Source organism: Streptomyces sp. PA03-1a (genome assembly GCF_033792805.1).
Taxonomy (GTDB): domain Bacteria; phylum Actinomycetota; class Actinomycetes; order Streptomycetales; family Streptomycetaceae; genus Actinacidiphila.
The window spans coordinates 1-21,224 of the sequence record NZ_JARAVO010000058.1 but is presented as its reverse complement, the minus strand read 5'-3'; the positions used below and the strand labels follow the sequence as shown (position 1 = coordinate 21,224).

Genomic DNA, 21,224 nt, shown 5'->3' with positions numbered 1-21,224 from the left:
GATTGGTCAGATGCGGGATTTAACTGGTCGTTCGCCCGTGGGTCCTTTTTTTCGTCCCGGGCGATGACGGTGAATTCACTCGTCGCCCTGCGGTGTCTGCCCCTGCTCGCCCACGAGTCGCAACTCCACGACCCTGAGGGCGAGTCCGGTCCGCGACGTCACCTGCAGTTTGCGCATGGCCGACTTCACCTGGCTGGCCACGGTCTGCGTCGACACCACCAGCACGTCGGCGATCTGCCGGTTCGTCCGGCCGTCGAGCAGCAGGCGGGCGACTTCCAGCTCGCGCGGGGAGAGGTGGTTGCCGTAGCTGGGCCGTCCCCGGCCGCGCGTCTCGCGGCTGTCCCCATTCCGCTCGTTCAGGGTCCGTGCCACCCGGTCGGCGTCGTGGTGGGCGCCGAGCTCCGACAATGCTCGCCGGACGTCGGCCAGCACCGGCAGAGCGGCCTCGTCCCGGCCGTCGGCGAGCAGGCAGCGGGCGTGGCGCTCCCGTGCGAGCAGGGCGTCGTAGGGGCGCGGCAGTGCCTGCCAGGCGTCGGCTGCCCGGGCGAACAGCGAGGCGGCGTCGGTGAGCCGGCCGTCGGCTTCGGCCAGGATGGCGCGGCACAGCACCACGGACGCCCGCGGCGCCGGGGCTTCCCTGTCTCCCAGGGCCCCCTCGAAGGTGTCGGCCAGGTCGGCGGCGCGGCCGAGCTGACCGGCGGCGACCAGGGCCGCGACCCGTGCCGGGGCGAACTCGACGGCCCGGGACCAGATGCCGCCGCTGACGGCGATCTCGGCCGGCTGGTCGGTGAGGCGGAGCGCCTCCTCGACCTCGCCGTCGCGCAGGCACAGCTGCGCCAGCGCGGCCGCGGCCTCGATGCGTTGCTGGTCGTCGCGTCCGGCGAAGCGCAGGCGTGCCTCCGCTGCCTCCCGGTCCCCGGCGGCGGCCTCGATCAGGCCCGCCACGAGCGCGGCCTCGCACCGGTCCTTCAGCCGTACGCCGCCGTCGTCGTCGACCAGCCGCGCCGTCCGCTCGGCGAGTCCCGGCCAGGCGCCGGTGAACCAGTCGAGGTGGGCCCGGGAGGAGGCGATGCTGTCGAGGTAGTCCAGGAGCTGGTGGCGCTCGGCGAGTGCCTGGGCCGTGGCCAGCCGTGCCCTGGCCTCGTCGTACCGGCCCCACCTCGTCGCCTCCTCGCCGACGTTCGTGTGTCCTATCGCGACGATGGCCGCCGCCCGGGGATCGGAGACGTCGTCCGGGATCTGCCGGGCCGCGTCCCAGCCGGCCTCCTCGCCGAGCATGAGCAGCGCGAAGGCGCGTTCCACGAACAGGCGCAGCCGGTCGTGGGAGGCCATCGCCTGGGCCAGCGGCGGTGCTTCCTGCAGCCACCGCAGGTGCTCCGCGACAGGGCGTGCGTTCCCCAGGGGCAGGGCGAGCAGGATGCGGGCGCGCGGCGCCTCCGGCGAGTCCAGTGCGAGATGGGGCACCGCCCGCAGGATCTCGAAGCGGCCCGCCTCGATCTCTCCCGCCACCATGAGGACCCGGCCGACCTGGAAGCGGACCAGGGCCTGCTGTCCCGGCGTCAGGACCTGGCCGCAGAGGGCCGCTCGCAGCGCGTCGATGGTCTTCGAGTACGGGTCGGAACCGGACAGCGCCTGGAACTGGATCTTCGTCACCAGCCGTACCAGCGGTTCCGCCGGGAGGGCCACGGTGGTCACCAGGCTGTGCAGTAGCAGTGCCGAGGTGGCCACGTCTCCGGACTGGACGCAGAGGTCGGCCGCCTGCTCGGTGTACCGGCACGCGGCGTCGACCTCGCCGGCCAGCCGGAAGTGCCGGGCCAACTGCGCCACCGGCGGCAGCGGCCATCCCTCCAGTGCCCGGCCCGCGCGCAGGTGCATGGCGCGCCGCTCCTCGGCCGGGATGGCGTCGTACACGGCGTGACACGCCAGCGAGTGACGGAACGACCACTGCCCGGGCCTGTCCTCACGCAGCAGGCCGCAGCCGAGCGCTTCGGCCGCTTGCGCGGCGAACCGGTCCTCGGGCAGGCCGGTCACGGCCCTCAGGGTCGCGTGGTCGGCCGGGCCGGACAGTACCGACACCGCGTACAGGACGGTCCGGACATCGGGCCGGAGCCGCTGGACACGTTCGAGCATGGCGTCGCGGATCGTGGGCGGCACGTCGATGCGGTCCAGCCGGCGCCGTGCCCACCCGCCGTCCTGGCTGATCAGGTCGGCCCTGTCGTGCATCAGCCGCACCGACTCCTCCACCGCCAGCGGCACACCCTCCGTGCGTGCGTGCAGGAAGGTCGCGAACTCGGTCGAGACGTGTCCGTCGGCCAGCATCGACGAGACGAACGACGCGGTCTCGGGGATGTCCAGCGGCTGCAGTGTCAGCCTGACCAGGTGCGCGTCGGCTGGCGGCCGGGAGGACAGCCGCAACAGCAGCGAGTCGGCGGGCACTTCCTCCCGCCGGTAGGTCAGCACCACGCTCAGCGTCTGCGGTCGGCGGGAGACCAGGAACAACAGGAACTCCAGCGTCGCCTCGTCCGCCCAGTGCACGTCCTCGATCGCCAGCACCGCGACGTCGAGCCGCCCGAGGACCTCGACGAACGCGCGAAACAGCCGGTGCCGGGCGGCGCTCGCGTCCTCCAGTGGCTCCGGCGCGGGAGGCAGGTCGTCGGCCCACTCGGGGAACAGGGGCCGCAGCGCACCGCCCAGCCCGCTCAGCCCCAGGGTGGCAACGTTGTCAACACCGTCGCGCACCGCGTCCACGACCGCCCCGAGCGTGTACGGCACCCGCAACTCCGGGCAGGCCCCGACGAGGACACGACGTCCCCGCTCGGCCTGCGACCCCAGGAATTCGCGCAACAGCCGGGTCTTGCCGATACCCGCCTCACCGTCGAGCAGGACGAGCGCGGGGGCCGGCCCGAGCGCCCCGCCCAGGGCGGCGAGCTCCCGCTCCCGGCCCACGAACCGCGGCCCGGAGAGCGCCGGATGCCGACCGGCATCGGTCTGGGTCCGTCCAGCCACCGTCCGCTCCCTTGATCGATCAACGCCACGCCGGTGCTGACTTTATCCGGGAGAGATCATTTGGGTGGCGGTACCGGCTCGGACAGCTGAACGACGAGCGATCCCGCGGGCTCCTCGTACGGGGTCGCCATCGCCGTCGGGCATGTTCCCGGCGCCGACGCGGTGCCTGCCGGTCGCCGGGCACGCCGACACGCGCAGGAGGGCCTCCTCGCGTCACCCGGATGGGCTAATCGCACGGCGCCCGCGGACGTCTCGTGCTGGCCTGGAGGGGGTGTACGAGCGAGGCGACACCATGTGCGACCTGCGGCAACACTATGTCGGCCCCACCCCATCGCCGACCGGCGCAGCATCCGAAATCGCCGCGTGTCGCCCGCACAGACCACAACCACGGGAGTAACCCATGGCTGACCCCACGAAGAGCAGCGGCGGCGGCATGATGGACGAGCTGCAGGCACTGCTCGAGGGTGCGACGAAGCTCCTGAGCGACAGCGGCCTGAAGGGCGTCGTCGACTCATGGCTCGGCAACGGTCCCAACGAACCGGTCACGACGAGGCAGATCGAGGACGCGTTCGGCGCCGACAAGGTGGCCGAGGCCAGCAAGCAGGCCGGCGTGAAGCCCGACGCCCTCGCCGCCGAACTGCCCGAGGTCATCGACAAGGCATCTCCCGACGGCAAGATCGACATACGCAGTAGCAGCATCGAGCCGTCCTCCATCGACGCCCGCAAGGAATCGGTCATCGACGTGCTGGGCCACACGATCGAGCGCCGCGGGTGACCACCTGCGACGACCGTCCCAGGGCCGGCGCTCACCCGTAGCGCCGGCCCTGTCCGTTCCGGATCACGGTGCCGGAGCAGCCCTTTCCGCACCCGCGGCAACTCGTACGCGTTGAAGGCGGTAGAAGAGGTGGTCGTCGTGGAGTGAGGGGGCGGGAAGACGTGGACGTGTACGAAGCCGTGGACAGTCGCCGGGCGGTGCGGGCGTTCAGCGACGCGCCGGTGTCCAAGGAGACGCTGGAGAGAGTGCTGGCCGCGGCGACGCGGGCTCCGTCGAGCGGCAACCTCCAGCCCTGGCATGTGTACGTCGTGACCGGCGAGCCCTTGGCCGACCTGAAGCGGCGCGCGACGGGCAGGGCGCTGGCGGGAGACCCGGGTGACGATCGGGAGTACCCCATGTACCCGGCCGAACTGGCCTCTCCCTATCTGGACCGCTTCTCCGCCGCGGCCGCCCAGCGGTACCAAGCACTGGGGATCGAGCGCGACGACCCCGACAGGCCCAGGAAGATCGCGGCCTTGAACTCGGAGGCGTTCGGGGCGCCGGTCGTCCTGTTCTGCTACCTCGACCGGACGATGGGGCTCGGACAGTGGGCCGACGCGGGGATGTACCTGCAGACGGTCATGCTGTTGCTGAGGGCGGAAGGCCTGCACAGTTGCCCCCAGGTGATGTGGACCATGTACCGCAGGACCGTCAGCCAGGCCGTCGGGGCAAGCGACGGCCTCGTGCTGTTCTGCGGCGTCGCGGTGGGCTTCGAGAAGGAAGGCGTGCCTCGACTGCGCACGGGCCGCGCGGACATCACGGAGACGGTGAGCTTCGTCGGGACGTGACCGCCGGGCCCAGCGGAGCCTTCGCCCCGCTGCTTGTCAGTAGCGGTGGCCGGGCCAGTGCGGATCCGTCCAGCGGTCCTCGCCCGTGAGTCCGAGCAACCGTATGCGGTGCTGCAGCCCGGTCGACGCGCCCGACTCACGGAGCCGGGCGGCACCGTGACCGAGGAGCCAGGCGACCAGTTCGGCGCGCATCTCCTCTTCGTCGTGCTCGTACCACCCGATGTACCACGGCAGGCCGTCCCCCAGGAGTTGGTACTCCCAATCCGCCGCCGCGTCAGCGAGGCGCCGGTCGCTGAGGTGCCCGGTCTGTTGCTGCCATGCGGCAAGCCAGGGGCGGAGTGTTCCTGATGCCTCCGCGCACATCACCAGGACCTGGTGCGCCGGGACGGCCGCGTCCGGGTCGGTAAGGCTCTGCGCCCACCAGGCGTGCAGGAACTCGTGTACCGGAGCGGCGTGGTCGTCGGGCCACTGCTGCCAGTGGCCGCGGGCGAAGGACGTCCCGGCTTCTTCCAGCCGGAACATGGGGTCCGCGCCGTCGGCGACAAGGGCCCGGGAGAACTGCGGCAGGATACGGCGCGCCACAGCCGCGTCGTCGGTCCAGTCGACGGCCTGCCAGGTCCGGCGCAGGAGGTCCGGCTCGAGCATCACCTCCGGCGTCTTCAGGAGGGCGAGCTCCTCCGGACTTCCCCAGTGACATTCGCAGTTGTGCTCGTCCGGATGTGCGGTCATGCCCCGGACGGTGACGGCGAGGTCGTCCAGGGCTGCGTCGAGTCGGCGACGTGCGGGATGGTCGGCGAGATGCATGATGTGCCCGGCCTTCGAGGGACTCCGCGCGGCTTCCGCCGGGCGAAGATCACTACGTTGGTCGATCGGGCTCCTTGCGCACGAACGGGGCGGCGTACTCCGACGGCTGTCGGTGTACGCCGCCCTGGGGTGCGGCACGTTGCGGGAGACGGCCCGCGTCGCCATGGCGGTTGCTTCGCGTCCTGGTTGGAAGCGACTACAGGCTGCGCGCGGTGATGTCGCCGTAGGAGGTGGTCGCGTGGATGTCCAGGTCGGCGGCATCACCGTCGGTGTTCTTGAGGGCGTTGTGGATCCGGCCGTAGGCGGTGCCGGCGTCCAGTGAGGCGGAGGCTCCGCGGGCGGCGCCCACCGAGATCCCGCCGTGCTCGGTCCGCAGTGTGACGGTGCCGCGTACGGCTTCGGTGATGAGGAGGTCGCCCTTCTGGGTGCTGATCTCGGCGGGGCCGCCCAGGCGTCCGACGGCGATGTCGCCGGCGAGGACGGAGATGCGGGCGCTCTCGGTCTCGTCGAGCTTGACCGTGGCCTGCTGGCCCTCGAAGACGACGTCGCCGAGCCGTCCCACGCCGCGGAGTTCGGCGGCGGCCGCCTTCGCCTCGATGCGGGAGCCGGTGGGCAGTTGGACCGTCACGTCGACGGACCCGGATGCGCCGAGGATCCGGCTCTTCGCCGCCGGGAGCTCGATCCGCAGCACGCCGTCACGGTAGGCGACCTCGGCCTGCTCCGCCGCCTTCACGTCGCGGCTCTTCGCGGCGTCCGCGGGCAGGACCTCGACGGTGGCGTCGGCCCGGTCGGCGGCGATGAACCGGATGCGCCCGGCGGGGACGTCGAGGACGGCCAGGATCGGGGCGGGGGTGTCGAACTTCTGCATCGTGCTCTCCTTCGTCTCCATCGGGCGCCGGTGCGTCCCGGTGTTTCTGACAAAAGAAACGCTACGTTGCGTTCGCTGATACGGCAACAGATTTGTTGCACAACTAGCGCATCATTGCAGGTCATTGCTGAGAATTCATTGCAATGGTTGTGGACGCAATGCAACGCCTTATCCTCAGGGCATTGCAATGGATGAAAGGTGAACGCTACAGAGAAGACCCTGCGACAGCTGCTACGCGGAGCAGCCCGCGACACTTTCGGGCGGCACCTGAGAGCCAGGCCCACATCCCCGATGGACGGCGGGCCTCGATGGGCACACGGCCCACCCCTCGCTACGACCTCAGCCCGTCGCGGCCCGGCGCCAGGCGGAGGCGAGAGCGATGCGCTGGAGTTGCCGCGTGGTCAGGACGGGTTCGGCCCGGGACGCGGGCAGTTGGTAGGCGGGCGCGTTGACCGCGGTGATCACCACGCGCAGGCCGTCGGTGCGCAGCGCCGGGGGCAGCAGGTCGGCGATGGTGTCGGTGATCTGACGGCCGGTCATCCTGGGGACGAGCGACGTTCCGGGTAGAGCGGTCCGCGGGACGGGCGTGGCGGACAGGACGGGCTTCCAGGCGGGTGAACCGGCGATGGCCGCGAGGGCCTTCGCCGTCAGGGGAAGCGGGGACTCCCCGGTCGTCGGGCTCCCTGTGGCACCAGGGGCCTGTGAGACGAACACCTGGGTGCCGTCCTTGTGGGTGAGCAGCGTGGTCAGCACTGCCGCCCCCGACGGTCGCTTCTCGTCCGCCGGGGACCGGTCCTGCGTGAGCAGGGCTCCGTCGGACAGCCGGGCCCGCGTGCAGCGGCTGTACGGGTGATAGGCCGAGTCGGGACACGTCGAGAACTGCTCGGGTATTGGAAGCGAGTACCGGTTCACGGTGACCGTGAGCCGTGCATCACGATCGCCCGACGACGACCGGCTGCTGCTGAACGTCGCCGCTCCGCGGGGCTTTTGCCCGTGTCGTGGCGCCATGTACGCGACCCGCGACGGCCGTACGGGGGCCGGCGTTTGACCTTACGATTGCCCTTACGTGCGGGCGCTGATACGTCACCTCGCCAACGTGGCGATAGGGGCTGTCCCGGTGATCGCCATCGCGAACGGCGGGTGGACGGAAGAGGGATGTGATGACGTCACCCGGATTCCCAAGGCTGCAGGAACGCGTCAGGGAGTTGTCGGACGAGCAGCGGTACGCGGACGCGTACCGCCTCGTCACCGACGAGGGGCCGCAGTTCACAGAGAACGAATCGGACGTCTACTACCTGCGGTCGTGTGCGGCCGCACGGATGGGTGATGCCGACCTCGCCGTGGCACTCTTGCGAGAGGCCCTGGCGCGGGGCCACTGGTACGGCGAAGTGTTACTGCGTCAGTCGCCGTCCTGGGACTTCTTGCAGGGCACGGCCGACTTCGAGGAGGCGGCGCGTGAAAGCACGGCTCGCCAGCGAGCCGCCTCCGGCCCGTCGCGCTACCTCGCCATGGGCCACGAAGCCGGGGCGGAGCAGTACCGCGCTGTCGTCGCCCTGCATGGCAACGGCGGGAACGCCCACGAATCGATGAGCGGCTGGCGAGGGGTCGTGGGCGAAGGCCGACTGCTCGTGGCCTTCCAGTCCTCGCAGTGGATCGCACGCAATCGCGCTGTCTGGGACGACGAGGCCGTGGCCCTGCGGGACGTCCGCGAACAGTACGCGGCGCTGACGGCGGATCGCCGGTTGGACCCGGGTCACCTGGTCGTCGCGGGCTTCTCCATGGGCGCCGAGACCGCCTTGCGCACGGCGCTCGAAGGGAGTGTCCCGGCGCGTGGCTTCGTCCTGCTGGGGATGGCCGGGCCGCGTACTGCCCACCCTGCGTCCTGGATGCCGTTCATCGAGAGGCGGCGCCGGAGCGGCCTTCCGTTGCGCGGCTTCTTCTTGGTGGGCGCGGACGACGACGGCGGCGTGCGGTACGAGAAGCTGTCCGCACTCGCCGGTTTTCTCGCCTCGCAGGGAGTCCCCTGCGAGGTGGAGGTGCTGCCGGGACTCGGGCACGAGTATCCGGGCGACCTTCTCCCCCACATCAGGCGGGCACTCGCCTTCATCGACTCGGACGACCGGGGACACGCCGTCGCCGACGGTCCTTCGTCTGCTTCGTAGGGCGCAGCGGGACGCCCAGGGGTGCCACGCGTCACGGCCGGCCGGGCGCTGTTCCCCCACGCGGCGCGCCCGGCCTGCCCTTGCGGGCGTGCGCCCGCACTCAGCCTTCCGTGACCCGGATGATCGTCTTGCCGGGGGTGCGGCGCCCCTTGTGGGTGAAGGCTGCGGGTGCCTCGGACAGGGGCAGCACATCCCCGACGATCGGCTTGAGTCGGCCGTCCCGGACCCGCTGGACGAGGTCCGCGAGACGTGCCCGGTCGACCTCGACGACGAAGAAGACGGCCCGCCCGTCGTCGGGCTGGACGGTTGGTGGCTCCGCGATGGTGACGAGCGTGCCGCCGGCGCGGACCAGCGCCGTCGAGCGTTCGAGGATGTCGCCGCCGAACACATCGAGTACCAGGTCGACCTTGCCGACGTCTTCGAGCCGGTCGTTCTGCAGGTCCACGAACGCGTCCGCGCCGAGATCGAGCGCGGTGCTCCTGCCCGCGGCCCGGCCGGTGCCGATCACCCTGGCGCCCGCCTCGCGTGCCAGCTGCACGGCGATCGACCCGACCCCTCCCGTGGCGCCGTGGATCAAGACGGTCCGGCCCGTGGTGAGGTGCCCGTGGTCGAAGAGGCCCTGCCATGCGGTCAGCCCGGAGATCGGCAGCGCGGCGGCCACCGTGTGGTCGACGTCCACCGGGAGCGGAGCGAGATTGCGGGCCTCCACCGCGACGTACTCGGCCAGTGAGCCGTTCCGGGTCCAGTCGGCCAGTCCGAACACCCGCTGGCCCACGGTCAGGCCCGTGGTTCCGTAGCCCAGTTCGGCCACGACGCCCGACAGTTCGTGCCCGGGTACGCTCGGCGTCCGGTCACGGCCGGCCCGGTCGGACCAGGTTCCCGGCCACTCGAGCTCCCCCGGCGTGAAGCCCGCGGCGTGCACCCGTACGATGACGTCGTTCTCGGCGGCGTGCGGGTGGGGCATGTCGGTGAGCGAGAGCCCATCGGCTCCGGCGTTCCGGTCCCGAGCGGTGACGGCTTGCATGACAAGTCCTCTCTTAAGCAAATTTACCCATCAGAATTTCGCCGACGCGGAAAGACCATTCACTGTTCGGCGCGCACGAGAATCCATGACCACACCAAGATATCGGCACCATCGCAGAGAATCGTTCTGCGCTTTGTCATGAATTCCCTCTGCCATCAACAAGCGCTCGGTGAGCGATCCCTTCGCTATGAGGTCGGCTCCGACCCTCGGTCTGCGAGTCCGCGCGCATCCTGCCCCCGAGAGGCCCGAGAGCACGTGACCGGCCGGCGTGGAGGGCGGCACCCATGGAGAGCACCCCGACGAACCCGACGTACAGGTAGCCCGTGGTCTCCAGTCCCCACACGGGAGCCGCGAACCCCGCCGCGAGGGCGGGGAGGCTCAGCGCCGCGTAGCTGATCACGTAGACGGCGGAGAAGACCTCCGACCGCGACTTCGCGCTCGTGACCTCACTGATCACGCGGAGGCTGCCGTTGAAGGTCAGGCCGACCCCCAGCCCCGCGACGACCGCCCCGCCCGCAGAGACGAGCGGTGACGCGAGAGCCATGGCGACCGCCAGTCCGGCCGCGCCCAGGGCCAGGAGCACCGCTCCCAGCAGGGTGGCGAGCCGAGCCGTGTGCCGCACGGACCACAAGCCGCCCACGCTGTTGGCCAGGAACAGCACTGCGATGCCGAGTCCGCCCGCGGCGCCGGACCGCACGTGCAGGACGTCTCTCACCAGCGATGGGGTGAGCGCGAGGAACAGCCCCGTGACGGACCACCCTGCGACGAGGGCGGGGACGGACGCGAGAAACGCCGGCCGGACATCCCGGGGGACCCGGACCCTGAGACGCAGCAACGCCAGTCCACCGGCGCGTGGGGCGCGCGTCTCGGGCATCGCGAGGACGACCGCGGCCAGAACCACGAACGTGCAGGTGAGGACGGGAAAGACGTACGCGTCGGGACGCGGGGTGAACCGGACCAGCAACCCCACCGTCCCGGCGCCGGCGGCCATGCCGAAACTCGTGCCCACCGCCGTCATCGTCGGCCCCAGATGCGGACGCCCCTGGGGCGAGAGCTCGACCAGACCGGCGGCGAGACCGCCCGTGGCCGCCCCGGTGGCGATGCCCTGCACCACCCGCGCGACCAGGAGGGACACGACTCCCTCGGCCGTCCAGAAGATCGCCGTGCTGGCCGCCGCCACCAGGAGGGCGGCGGCCAGCACCGGGCGGCGACCCACGTGGTCGCTCAGCGATCCGACCGTGAGCAGGGCACCGAGCAGACCCACGACGTACACCGCGAAGACCACCGTCAGCATCGTGACCGACAATCCCCAACGCGCCCGGTACAGGGGGTAGATCGGTGAGGGTGCGCTCGCCGTGGCCATCATCACCACGTTCGCGGAGACGAGCACGGTGAAGGCGGCGCCTCGTCCGAGACGGACGCCGGCGCGACGCCGGTTCACATGTTTCATCACGTCGTCCACTACGGCTGTCTGATCAGCTCGGCCAGGGCGCGCCCATGATGCGCTCGACCGTGGTCGTACGACGGAACCCGGGGATGAAGTGCTCCAGCACGTCCGCGTTCACGGTCCCGTTCGTGGTCTCCGGGCGGTGCTGGAGTCCGTCGACGAAGGCCTGCAGGAACTCGTTCTTGAAGTCGCCCCGCGGATGGAGGGCGATCACCTCTTCCACCTGGGCGCGATCCAGCTCGTCCAGGCCCAGGCCGAGCACGTCGGTCAGGACGCCGAGATTCGTGATGGCGATCTCCGGGCCCATCCGGTCGGGAATTCCCGGTGTCGTGTGCAGCGCGATGGCCGTCCAGACGACGTCGGCGGCCGTGGCCGGGAAACCGCGCTCCAGCATGAACTTGCGCGCGTGGTCGGCTCCGTCGACCTCGAACCGCTGCTCCACGTCGGAAAAGGGCGTCATGAGGCCGGTGTCGTGGAACATGGAGGCCAGGTAGAGCAGCTCCGGGTCGGGGTCGAGACCGAGCCTGCGGGCATGAATGGCGCCGAAGACGAAAACGCGCCGGGAGTGATGGTAGATGAGGGGGCTGGTCGTCTCCTGGACGAGTCGGGTGGCTTCGGCGACCGCGGCTGTTTCGGGAATCTCTACACCGGCGATGATCTCGGTCATGACCTCTGCGCTTTCTTATTTCGGTGTGTTATGAAGGAACGGTGCCTCCGACTTCCACACTGCCGACCACCGGGCGTTCGGCGCCACCGCAGTCCCGCCACGAGTCACCCGAATCCGGACGGGCGGAGAATGGCGGTGTGAACCCTGCTGCGCATCAGGTCGTGATCCTCGTCTATGACGGGGTCACGCTGCTGGACGTCGCCGGCCCCGCGGAGGTGTTCGCGGAAGCGAACCGGTTCGGGGCCGACTACCAGGTCGTGCTGGTCTCACCGACCGGGGACGACGTCGCCTCGTCCATCGGGGTCCGGATCGCCGTCTCCGGCGCCGCCACGGAGCTCGCCCCTCATACGTTCCTGGTGGCCGGCTCGGACCTCTACCCGCGCAACGCCGTAGCCCGTGACCTGCTCGAAGCGGCGCAGACGCTGGCCGTCAAGGCCGACCGGGTCGCGTCGATCTGCACCGGGGCATTCGTCCTCGGCGCCGCCGGTCTCCTGGACGGCAAGCGCGCGACCACGCACTGGAAGGTCACGGACCAACTCGCGGCACGGCACCGGGCCAGCCGCGTCGAGCCCGACGCGATCTACGTCCGTGACGGCACCACGTACACCTCGGCGGGCGTGACCGCCGGCATCGACCTCGCGCTGGCACTCGTCGAGGAGGACTACGGCCCTGATCTGACCCGCGACGTCGCCCGTTCCCTGGTGGTGTATCTGCAGCGTTCGGGCGGCCAGTCGCAGTTCTCCGCCCCGCTGCAGGGACCACCGCCCCGCTCCCCGGCCATCCGCAGGATCACCGACCTGGTGACGGCCGATCCCGCGGGCAACTACTCGGTCGGCGAGCTCGCCAAGCACCTCAATTTGAGCCCCCGGCACCTCACCCGGCTCTTCCGCGACGAACTTTCCACCACGCCGGCCCGGTACGTGGAGTCGGTCCGGTTCGACATGGCGAAAGCCCTGCTCGACCAAGGGCACACCGCGACCCAGGTGGCGTCCCTCGCCGGATTCCCGAGTTACGAGAGCATGCGGAGGGTTTTCGTGAGGCGAATGGCGATAAGCCCCGCCGCGTATCAACGCCGCTTCAGGACCGCGCACCGCGCCGGAACCGGGCAGCAGTGAGCACGCATCGCATTCGCTGAACTTGATATGTCGGATCCGCACAAGCGGCACAGCAGCGACCCACGGGGGCGACAGCCGTGCCCCTCAGCGGCACGGTCAGGTCGGCGGGGGCGACCATCATGCGTCACGGTGATGCTGACCTCGCCGGGACCGGGAAGCGGCTCCTCGGCGTCAATGAGCTCGATGACGTCGGGCCCGCCGTAGCGGCTGATGGACGTGGCCTTCATCAGGGACTCCTCATGTGCAGCCCGTTCGCCGGAACCGACGCTCGGACCATGTCCGTACCGCTGCCCGAAGCAGACAGCGGACGGCCTCGGTCACCGCCGACCGGCGGGAGATGGGACCCATCCCCACAGGCTCAGGAAGCAGGCGTCTCCAGCCGCCAGCAACCCGCCGGCTCCGGACCATCCCCGCAAGGTGCGGGCACTGGGAGCAGGGGGCGATCGGCCGCCTCGCATTCGCCGGTCCCGTGCGGGTCATGCCCTCGATCAGTGGTGCTCCCACGAAACCGTGAAGCGGCCGGCATGGGGAAGTGTCGGTTCTGAAGGCAGGCGTTCGTCGTAGGGTGAGGGGCGGCCGAAGCAGGCCAACGGCCAAGGGAGGCACGTATGACGCGGTACCTGATCTCGTTCGATGACGGCGCGATGACCTTCCCCGAGGAGGAGTTGCCCGAGGTGGCCGAGGCCTCGCACGAGGTGGTGCGCAAAGCTCAGGACGCCGGTGTGTGGGTCTTCGGCGGTGGACTGGAAAGGCAGCAGGCGAGCGTCGTGGCCACCGACGGGTCCGTCACGGATGGCCCGTACCCGGAGACCAAGGCGGTGCTCGGCGGGTTCTCGATCATCGATGTGCCCTCACGTGAGGACGCGCTGGAGTGGGCTGCCAAGATCGCTGCCGCATGCCGCTGTGCGCAGGAGGTCCGGGAGATCATGCCCGACTCGACCGTCTGATCGAAGACGACCCGCGGCGGCTGGGGCCTGGTTCGGCAGTGCCTTGTGACCTATGGGCGCGATCGGCATGCCAGCCCTGCAGAACGCTCAGTGCAACGACCGGACAGTACCGGCGTTGCCGTGCCGTCGGTCAGGTAGTCGGCGGCACGATGTCAGAGGGGCTGCTTAGGGTGACGTGCAAGACCAAGGGTAAGTGTGCCGGGGTGTTCGAGTCGTCGGGGGGGGTTGTCGTGGCCTGGTGGAACGGGGAGCCGGAAGATCGGCCGCAATGGGTGCTCGATCCGCTGGCGGGGGTGGGCCCGTTGCGGTTCGGGATGGACTCCGATGAGGTCGAGGCGGCGCTGGGAGGAGTACCCCGCAGTGGCTCGCAGGTCGCCCGGAACGGTCTCCTTCGACGGCATCGACCTGATCGGCAAAATGAGCCTGGTCGTCAGGTGCTCGGGCGATCTCGGTCCGAACGGGCTCAACATGTACGTCCGGTCCGCCCGAGCGGGTGACGTCATGGTCAGCGAGGCGAGGTTGTGCGCCGCCGGCTGGGAAGACCATGGCTGACACCACCAGAGGGCTCGATCGCGCATGTCCGAGGCCTATCCGATCCGGCAGTTGAAGGAGCCCGCATGACACAGGCTGAGCAGAACAACCGTCGGCCACGGCGCATCGACGAACTTCAGGACGTCTACGACTTTCTGGACGAGGTACGCCTTCGCCCTAGCATGTTCGTCCGCGGGGGCTCCCTGCAGCACCTCAACTCGACGCTGTACGGGTATCGCCTGGCCATGGGCATCCACGGCATCGAGGAAGACTTCCCCTTCTGCACCCCGGGTGCGGAACCGCCCTTCAGCCGGTGGCTTTGCCAGCGCAACGGCGAGGAAAGCTCGCTGGGCTGGTCGACGCAGATCGAGCGCGAGGCCGAGGCCACCGGAACACCAGCGATCGAGCTGTTCTTCAGCCTGCTCGACCAGTTCCGAGCCGAGCACGATCAAGCGGGGCGATAGCCCTCTCCAGGCTAGCGTCGCTCCGCCGGCCGCCGGCGCCACGCGGGGTCAGTCGTCGGCTTCGGCCACTGCCTTCTGCCATGGCCACCGCCCGGTGATCTCGAGCTCGAGAGAAAAGCTGAGGAAGGTCCGGATGCCCACGATCACGGCCAGTACTCCGACGCTTGCGTACGTCGGTGCGACGGCGACCGTGCGGATGATGTCGCCGGCTACGAGGAACTCCAGCCCCAGCAGGATCGACCGCCCGACGCGACGGCGGTAGTCGCGGTACACGCCTGCCTGTCGGCGACCGAGCCGCACGGCCGCGAGGACGGTCGCCAAGAGCGTCCCCACGACGATGACGGCTACGCCCGCGGCGTCAACGGCTCGACCGGCCAGCTCCACGACGTGTTGGAGCTCCACAGAATCCCCTCTCGCACCGACCCGGGTCCGCTCGTCCATGGTCCGCAAGCTCTGTTACCACCGCACCCTCGCGCAGTGGACCGGCGACCGTCGACGGCGCCCGTTGAAAACGTAATCATCGGGCGGACGCGAGCGCCATTCCCCCGCTGCGAGTTCTTCAGCGCATTCCGTCGAGTACTTCGTCAGTCGACAGCAAGGCATGGGCGAAGAAGCGGTAGTTGATGATCGCCGCCTGATAGCCGTCGCCCCATTCCGGGTGCCGGGGTCCGGCTGTCGCATCCCTGACCACGGCTACCTCGAATCCCTCCTCGATGAGGTGACGCATGTGGGACTCGACGCACATGTTCGCCAGCATCCCGCCGAGAACAATCCTTTGCATTCCCCGCTTGCGCAGTTGCAGCACCAAGTCGTTGGATTCCGGACCGAACACCTTGTGCGGGCTGGCGACCACCGTTCTGCCGTCTTCGATATAAGGCTTGAAGCGGTCCAGCCAGTCCGCCCCGGAGTTTCGGAACCCGGTCAGATCGAGCTGTCCCGCCCGTGCGAACGTGTGGGTTTCCAGCTCGCTCGTCTCGAGCGGCCCGTTCATTCGCCATCCGTTGTCGGTCGGGTAGAAGTAATGGGGCGAGATGAAGACCTCATATCCGCCCGCCTTGGCCGCCTCGAAGATTCTCTCCATGTTCTCGACGGTTCTGTTCTCCGTGACGCTCGCCCCCACCGCGTCCCAGTTCGCTCCGCTCTCGCTCAGCACGTCGTTCTGTGGGTCAATGAAAACGACCGCCGTGTCGGTATTCCTGATTTCCACCTGGTGCTCCTCACGCGACAACGAACCACTGGCGGGACAATTACCGGTACAGCGGATGTCCTTCCGAAGCACATTCCGATCCGGAGACGCGAGGTACCTTCCCGCGGAGGCGCTGTCCCGGTCATTCGGCCCTCCGTTCCACTTTGCCCCATCGCGGGGCGTTCTGCATCGGTGTATTGCTGCACCTCGGTCCTCGTCCCTGCCCTCCCCGGCGAAGCGCGGGCGGCCGTGAATCCTGACATCACTTGATCAGCGGCTGGTCACATGTGACGGCCGCCGGTCACCTCGATGACCGTCCCCGTGAGGTACGACGCGAGGTCCGATGCGAGGAAGAGCGCCACCGAGGCCACCTCCGGCGCCTCGCCGGGGCGTCGCATCGGGATCTCGGCGAGTTTCGCGTCCCGGATGTGGGCCGGCATCGCCTCGGTCATCGGCGAGCGGATCAGACCCGGGGCGACGGCGTTCACCCGCACGCCGTGGTGGGCCGTCTCCTTGGCCGCGGCCTTGGTGAGCCCGATGATTCCGGCCTTCGCCGCCGAGTAGTTGGTCTGGCCGACGAAGCCGACCTTGCCGGAGATGGAGGAGAGGTTCACGATCGCGCCGGAGCGCTGTTCGCGCATGACGGCGGCGGCCAGTCGGGTGCCGTTCCAGCAGCCCTTGAGGTGTACGGCGACGACCTGCTCGAACTGCTCCTCGGTCATCGTCCGCATGGTCGCGTCACGGGTGATGCCTGCGTTGTTGACCATCACATCGAGCCTGCCGAACGTCGAGACGCACAGGTCCACGGCGCTCTGGACGTCCGCCGCGGCGGTGACGTCGCACGCCGCCGTCACGACCCGGTCGCCCGCCAGCAGATGGGCGAGGTGGTCGACGTCGAACCGCAGTGACGCGAGGTCGGGTTCGGTCAGTTCGTGGGCGCCGGAGCGGCGGTGGGCCGCTCGCGATCCGGCGCCGTACGACGGTTGCAGGGCCTGCCCCGGGCCGGCCGTGAGCAAGGTGGTGCCGCGGCACTCCGCGTCGGCGACGAACGCCCCGTCGCGGGTGCGGGCGTATGCGAGGGCACGCCCGAGGACGGCCGGTTCGAGGAAGGGAAGGTCCGCGGGGAGTGAGGCCACGGCGCATCGGGGGTGGATCGCCCGGGCCGTCTGCTCGCCCTGCCGGAGGGCCTCGTTGAGGCCGGGGCCGTCGGTCAGGACGGGGCGCACGTCGAGGTCGTCGACGGCGTCGAAGTCCTGGAGGCGGTCGAGTACGACGATGACCTCGCCGACCCCGGGTGCCGCCCGTGCGGCCGTCACGGTGTCGCGGAGCAGGGCGCGGGCGACGCTCCGACGGTCCCGCGGGACCAGTTCGAGGCGGCTCTTGGCCAGTCGCAGGTCCTTCTGCGGGATGACGATCACCCAGTCCGACCGTCTCATCGCAGGAACCCGACGCTCAACGGCAGGGCGCGGTGCACCTCGGTGTCGAACCCGAGCGCGGCCCGCGCGCACTCGGCGGTGACGTCGTCGTAGGTGGTGGTGCGCTGTCGGGTGGTCCTGCCCGCCGCGGTCGCCAGGTCCTTGATACCGGCGATCGTCCACATCGACCCGTTGGTCGATCCGGCCATGCGGCTGATGGTCTCCTCCATCAGCGTGCCGCCGAGGTCGCTGGCTCCGCCGCGCAGCATGTCGACGCAACTCTCCGGACCGAGCTTCACCCAGGAGCAGGCGATGTTGTCGATGTGGCCGTGCATGAGGAGCCGTGCCAGTGCGTGGACGGCACGGTTGTCGCGGCGCGACGGGCCCGGACGGGCGATGCCGGCCAGGTAGATGGGCGAGCTCTGGTGCACGAAGGGCAGCGGCACGAACTCGGTGAATCCGCCGGTCTCCTGCTGCAGCCGGACCAACGTCCGCATGTGGTCGACCCAGTGGCGCGGCTCTTCGACATGGCCGTAACCCGACGGGTACGTCGGGACGTCGTTCCCGCCCGACGGCGAACCCCCGCCTTTCCGGCTGGGAAGGACGGGGGTTCGCCGTCGGGAGGTCACGTACGCGGGTCGCGCGTGCTCCACGTGCCGTGTCACGGGCCGGTGGTGCCGGGCGTTCTCACGCCCGGCCCGGGGCACTTCATGCGCCCGCGGCGTCCTCGGCCTCCCAACGCAGCAGGTCGCCCGGCTGGCACTCCAGCACCTCGCAGAGCGCGGCGAGCGTCGCGAAGCGCACCGCCTTGGCACGGCCGTTCTTGAGCACGGCGAGGTTGGCGGGCGTGATCCCCACGCGGTCCGCGAGCTCGCCCACGGACATCTTCCGCCTGGCCAGCATCACGTCGATGTCGACGGAGATCGGCATCAGATCACCTCGTCCAACTCGGCCCGCATCTGCGTCGCCTCGACGTCGCGCGCGACGGCCTGGGCGAGCAGCATCCGCAGCACGAGCACCATCAGCGCGACCCCCAGGATGGCCACGCCGACCCCGCCCATGATGACGGTGACGCCCGGGTCCTCCCGCTGGCCCGGAGCATTGATGGCCGTGACCGCGAACCACACGAGGGCGGCCGCCACGATCGCGCCGATCATGACGTCCACGTACCGGAAGGCGGCGTGGGAGAACACGGTTCCGCGTTGCACCATCCCCACAAGCCGCCAGACGCAGACCAGGGCAACCTGGGCCGACAGCATCCCCAGGATCGTGATCAGGCGCAGCGGGGTCAGCGGGAGCGACCCGTCCTCCGGGTCGTTGCCCGACACCAACGCCCACACCATCCCCGCCTGTACGAACACGGTGCCGGCAAACACCACCACCAGCACGGCGCGCAGCGCACGCACGGTCAGCTTTCCCATGACCTACCCTTCCATCGAGTTACGATGGAAACCTATCGAATCTCGATAGGTGAAGCAAGGGCGGGGACGGAGGGTGGGCGGCGCCACGCACCGTTGCGGAACGCTGTGGCGGTTCCCCGAACCCGGAAGAACCGGCCGAGTGCCTACGCACGCGTGTCACGCCGGTAGGTGTAGAGGATGAAGCCCTCGTGGAACCTGCCCACCTTGTCGTACAGCGCGCGAGCCGGGGCGTCTTCCAGGGTGTTCCAGTAGAGGCCAGGGGCGCCGTGTTCCTCCGCGTCGCGTGCGACCCATTCGATCAGCGCGGTCGCGACACCCTGCCGCCGGACCTCCGCGTCCACGAACAGGTCCGCCAGGTAGCACTTCCCTGCGTACCAGACGCTGGCGTGGAACAGGTAGTGCGCGATGCCGACCATCCTGCCGTCCAGCCGGGCGGCGATCCCGCGTATCCGCTCGTCGTCGAGCAGGCGTCGCCAGGTCCGTTCGTAGCTGTCGTCGTGGCGTTCGACGTCGAAGTACGTGTCCTTGCCGCGGGCCAGCACTTCCCAGCAGGCGCGGTCGGACTCGGTCAGGAAGCTGATCTCCACCATGGTGCCCATCCTGCCGCGCCGCCGGATCGGCGGTGGACGTCCGGCGGCAAGCCGGCGTCCGGCCGTCACGGGGGCGGGACGTGCCCCGGGGTGCGACGCCGGAAGTGGCGTCGGAAGTGGCGTCGGCTGATCGCTTGCCGCTGTCCGGGGACGGTGAGATCATCTGGCGCACACGTCGAAAGCGGGGTGCTGTGATGGGGGACGACGTCAGCGACCTGCACGGCGACGGTCCGGGTCCGGACCGCCGGGCATCTGCTCCTGTGCGCCGCCCTGCTCACCGCAGGCGATACCGGATCCTCCGGAGACGGTGAGCGCGAAACAGGCGGTCCCGCCCGCCGAGATACCCGTTCCAACCGGCCGCATCGTATCGCGCCGGCTGGGACTTCTCACCCTGCCCGAGAGACTCGGATCCTCCTCGGCGGACCGTCGAGGCCGCTCGGGCCGCGGTGCGCAGGCTGGACCGCACCGGCGTGTGCGGGTGGATCGTCGACCTGCACGGAAACAACGGCGGCAGCATGGACCCCATGATCCGCGGACGCCCGCACGCCCGGTCCTTCGGCTCCCCCACCTACGGAACACCCTCGGGCTCGCGCTGAGCGACGACGCCCAACTGGTGATCGCCAGCGTCGCCGAGGCCGACCGCACCGGTCACCGCCACAACCCCGACTCCCCGCTGGCACCTGACCAACCGACCCGGCCCGGCCAGGCCGAAGCCGCGGCAAGAACATGGCTTCAACAGCAACCCGGGTGTGTACCGGTGGGCTGAGCCAGGGCCGCCGGAGGCCTTGAGCCCCCGTCGCATCCACCCCCGCCGGCGTCGCGAAAACAACGCGACAGCCTCCGGCCGGAGTCCGTACCGTCGCCCCCATGAACGCAGAATCCACCACCCTGACGTGGCGACCGCTCACCACAGGCGACGCGAAGACGTCGGCCGACCTCCTCAACGCCATGGAGGCCGAGGACAAGATCGGCGAGAACTACGAGGAGGCGGACACCCTCCAGGAACTGGTGGATCCCTACGCGGACTTGGAGCGCGCGAGCCTCGCCGCCTTCGACGGCGACGTGATGGTCGGCTACATGAAGGCCACCTACAAGCCGACCGCCGAGGACGTGCACCGGATCATGGTCGACGGCGGCGTGCACCCGCACTACCGTCGCCAGGGTGTAGGCACCGTGCTGCTGAAGGCCGGGATAGCGGGCGCGAAGGCGTTGCACGCACTGCACCAGCCGACCCTGAAGCTCGAGGTCCAGGTCCAGAACTGCGAGCGCATCGCCGGTGCGGCCGAGCTCTTCCGCTCCCGGGGTTTCGCACCCGCCCGCTACTACCACTTCATGGAGCATCCGCTCGGTGACGCGATCCCGGACGCGGTGATCCCCGACGGGCTGCGGATCGAGCCGTGGTCGGAGCAGAACGACGAGGAGTTCCGGATGATCCGGAACGAGGCGTTCAAGGACCATTGGGGTACCGTGCCGGTGCCCGTGGACGCCTGGAGGAACAAGATCACCAATCACACCTTCCGGCCCGAGGTGAGCTTCCTGCTCCGGGACGCCGCGAACGGGGCCCCGGCGGGCATGCTGGTGACCATGTCGTGGGAGGCCGACACGGTGGCCACCGGCGTGCGCGAGGCACACTTCATGCTCATCGGGACGCTCCGCGACTACCGCAAGCGCGGCGTCGCCGGCGGCCTGATCCGGCACGCGCTGCGCAGCGCCGCCGACCAGGGCTACGGGAAGGCCAGCCTGAGCGTGGACTCGACCAATCCCAGTGGGGCGTTCGGGATCTACGAGAAGGCCGGGTTCGCGCCCAAGGAGCGGTACGTCCGCTGGGCGCTCGACGTCTGACGGCTTCGGTCCCCGGGGGCTCGGTCGGGTGAGTGCCTTGAGCCGGTAGGGCGTCGACCACTCCGAAAACCGATGGACACGCTCCAGGGCGCTCCGCGATCATCCAGCGCTGTGACAGATGAACCCGCCCGCC

At 69.9% G+C, this 21,224-nt stretch carries 21 protein-coding genes and 1 pseudogene; 8 read left to right on the top strand and 14 right to left on the bottom strand.

What is annotated here, in order from left to right:
• Positions 1–75 precede the first annotated feature (75 nt).
• On the bottom strand, positions 76–3,006 hold the full coding sequence (locus tag PV341_RS15425) for a helix-turn-helix transcriptional regulator (protein ID WP_500358082.1): 2,931 nt from the start codon (positions 3,004–3,006) through the stop codon (positions 76–78).
• A 400-nt stretch (positions 3,007–3,406) separates the two neighbouring features.
• On the opposite strand from PV341_RS15425, the gene PV341_RS15420 reads away from it, so the two are divergent.
• Complete coding sequence (locus tag PV341_RS15420; RefSeq protein WP_499509873.1) at positions 3,407–3,781, top strand: YidB family protein; 375 nt, start codon at positions 3,407–3,409, stop codon at positions 3,779–3,781.
• A 161-nt stretch (positions 3,782–3,942) separates the two neighbouring features.
• Positions 3,943–4,608: a nitroreductase gene (locus tag PV341_RS15415; protein ID WP_500325964.1), complete on the top strand. Its 666-nt coding sequence runs from the start codon at positions 3,943–3,945 to the stop codon at positions 4,606–4,608.
• 36 nt (positions 4,609–4,644) lie between these two features.
• Here PV341_RS15415 and PV341_RS15410 read toward each other — a convergent pair whose 3' ends face one another.
• The 3 genes from PV341_RS15410 to PV341_RS15400 form a co-directional block, all read right to left on the bottom strand.
• Positions 4,645–5,337 carry a hypothetical protein gene (locus tag PV341_RS15410; protein ID WP_500325966.1) on the bottom strand — a complete coding sequence of 231 codons (693 nt, stop codon included), beginning with the start codon at positions 5,335–5,337 and terminating at the stop codon, positions 4,645–4,647.
• Positions 5,338–5,608: 271 nt separating this feature from the next.
• Positions 5,609–6,280 carry a DUF4097 family beta strand repeat-containing protein gene (locus tag PV341_RS15405; RefSeq protein ID WP_500325968.1) on the bottom strand — a complete coding sequence of 224 codons (672 nt, stop codon included), beginning with the start codon at positions 6,278–6,280 and terminating at the stop codon, positions 5,609–5,611.
• Positions 6,281–6,619: 339 nt separating this feature from the next.
• Positions 6,620–7,192 carry a hypothetical protein gene (locus tag PV341_RS15400; RefSeq protein ID WP_500325969.1) on the bottom strand — a complete coding sequence of 191 codons (573 nt, stop codon included), beginning with the start codon at positions 7,190–7,192 and terminating at the stop codon, positions 6,620–6,622.
• A gap of 248 nt (positions 7,193–7,440) precedes the next feature.
• Between PV341_RS15400 and PV341_RS15395 the strand changes: the two genes are divergently transcribed.
• On the top strand, positions 7,441–8,442 hold the full coding sequence (locus PV341_RS15395; protein WP_500325970.1) for an alpha/beta hydrolase: 1,002 nt from the start codon (positions 7,441–7,443) through the stop codon (positions 8,440–8,442).
• 100 nt (positions 8,443–8,542) lie between these two features.
• Here the strand turns inward: PV341_RS15395 and PV341_RS15390 are convergent, their stop codons facing one another.
• The 3 genes from PV341_RS15390 to PV341_RS15380 all read right to left on the bottom strand — a co-directional run bounded on the left by PV341_RS15390 (position 8,543) and on the right by PV341_RS15380 (position 11,580).
• Positions 8,543–9,466 (bottom strand): NADP-dependent oxidoreductase, encoded by a 924-nt coding sequence (locus PV341_RS15390; protein ID WP_500325972.1) that lies wholly within the window; start codon positions 9,464–9,466, stop codon positions 8,543–8,545.
• Positions 9,467–9,602: 136 nt separating this feature from the next.
• On the bottom strand, positions 9,603–10,916 hold the full coding sequence (locus tag PV341_RS15385) for an MFS transporter (RefSeq protein ID WP_500358081.1): 1,314 nt from the start codon (positions 10,914–10,916) through the stop codon (positions 9,603–9,605).
• 25 nt (positions 10,917–10,941) lie between these two features.
• Positions 10,942–11,580, bottom strand: a complete 639-nt coding sequence (locus PV341_RS15380) for an HD domain-containing protein (protein ID WP_500325975.1) — start codon at positions 11,578–11,580, stop codon at positions 10,942–10,944.
• Positions 11,581–11,717: 137 nt separating this feature from the next.
• On the opposite strand from PV341_RS15380, the gene PV341_RS15375 reads away from it, so the two are divergent.
• From PV341_RS15375 to PV341_RS15360, 4 genes are all read left to right on the top strand, one after another.
• Positions 11,718–12,695 carry a GlxA family transcriptional regulator gene (locus PV341_RS15375; RefSeq protein WP_500325977.1) on the top strand — a complete coding sequence of 326 codons (978 nt, stop codon included), beginning with the start codon at positions 11,718–11,720 and terminating at the stop codon, positions 12,693–12,695.
• Between the two features lie 608 nt (positions 12,696–13,303).
• On the top strand, positions 13,304–13,642 hold the full coding sequence (locus PV341_RS15370) for a YciI family protein (protein WP_500325979.1): 339 nt from the start codon (positions 13,304–13,306) through the stop codon (positions 13,640–13,642).
• A gap of 360 nt (positions 13,643–14,002) precedes the next feature.
• On the top strand, positions 14,003–14,194 hold the full coding sequence (locus PV341_RS15365) for a hypothetical protein (RefSeq protein ID WP_500325981.1): 192 nt from the start codon (positions 14,003–14,005) through the stop codon (positions 14,192–14,194).
• 65 nt (positions 14,195–14,259) lie between these two features.
• Positions 14,260–14,637, top strand: coding sequence for a hypothetical protein (locus PV341_RS15360; protein WP_500325983.1), 378 nt, complete (start codon positions 14,260–14,262; stop codon positions 14,635–14,637).
• A 48-nt stretch (positions 14,638–14,685) separates the two neighbouring features.
• Here PV341_RS15360 and PV341_RS15355 read toward each other — a convergent pair whose 3' ends face one another.
• The 7 genes and pseudogenes from PV341_RS15355 to PV341_RS15325 form a co-directional block, all read right to left on the bottom strand.
• Positions 14,686–15,078: a DUF1622 domain-containing protein gene (locus PV341_RS15355; protein ID WP_500325984.1), complete on the bottom strand. Its 393-nt coding sequence runs from the start codon at positions 15,076–15,078 to the stop codon at positions 14,686–14,688.
• A gap of 118 nt (positions 15,079–15,196) precedes the next feature.
• Positions 15,197–15,844, bottom strand: a complete 648-nt coding sequence (locus PV341_RS15350; protein WP_500325985.1) for a cysteine hydrolase family protein — start codon at positions 15,842–15,844, stop codon at positions 15,197–15,199.
• Between the two features lie 260 nt (positions 15,845–16,104).
• A complete protein-coding gene (fabG, locus tag PV341_RS15345; RefSeq protein ID WP_500358079.1) occupies positions 16,105–17,259 on the bottom strand; it encodes a 3-oxoacyl-ACP reductase FabG in 1,155 nt (384 codons plus the stop codon).
• A pseudogene (fbiC, locus tag PV341_RS15340) lies at positions 17,256–17,774 on the bottom strand (7,8-didemethyl-8-hydroxy-5-deazariboflavin synthase); the annotation flags it as partial. The pseudogene fbiC and the gene fabG, both read right to left, overlap by 4 nt.
• 172 nt (positions 17,775–17,946) lie before the next feature.
• Positions 17,947–18,168 (bottom strand): helix-turn-helix domain-containing protein, encoded by a 222-nt coding sequence (locus PV341_RS15335; RefSeq protein ID WP_499509914.1) that lies wholly within the window; start codon positions 18,166–18,168, stop codon positions 17,947–17,949.
• Positions 18,168–18,659: a DUF2975 domain-containing protein gene (locus PV341_RS15330; protein WP_500325991.1), complete on the bottom strand. Its 492-nt coding sequence runs from the start codon at positions 18,657–18,659 to the stop codon at positions 18,168–18,170. Before PV341_RS15330 ends, PV341_RS15335 begins: the two co-directional genes overlap by 1 nt.
• A gap of 143 nt (positions 18,660–18,802) precedes the next feature.
• Positions 18,803–19,249, bottom strand: coding sequence for a GNAT family N-acetyltransferase (locus tag PV341_RS15325; RefSeq protein WP_500358077.1), 447 nt, complete (start codon positions 19,247–19,249; stop codon positions 18,803–18,805).
• Between the two features lie 867 nt (positions 19,250–20,116).
• Between PV341_RS15325 and PV341_RS15320 the strand changes: the two genes are divergently transcribed.
• Entirely contained in the window at positions 20,117–21,091 is a 975-nt protein-coding gene (locus PV341_RS15320) for a GNAT family N-acetyltransferase (RefSeq protein ID WP_500358076.1), read from the top strand.
• Positions 21,092–21,224 lie beyond the last annotated feature (133 nt).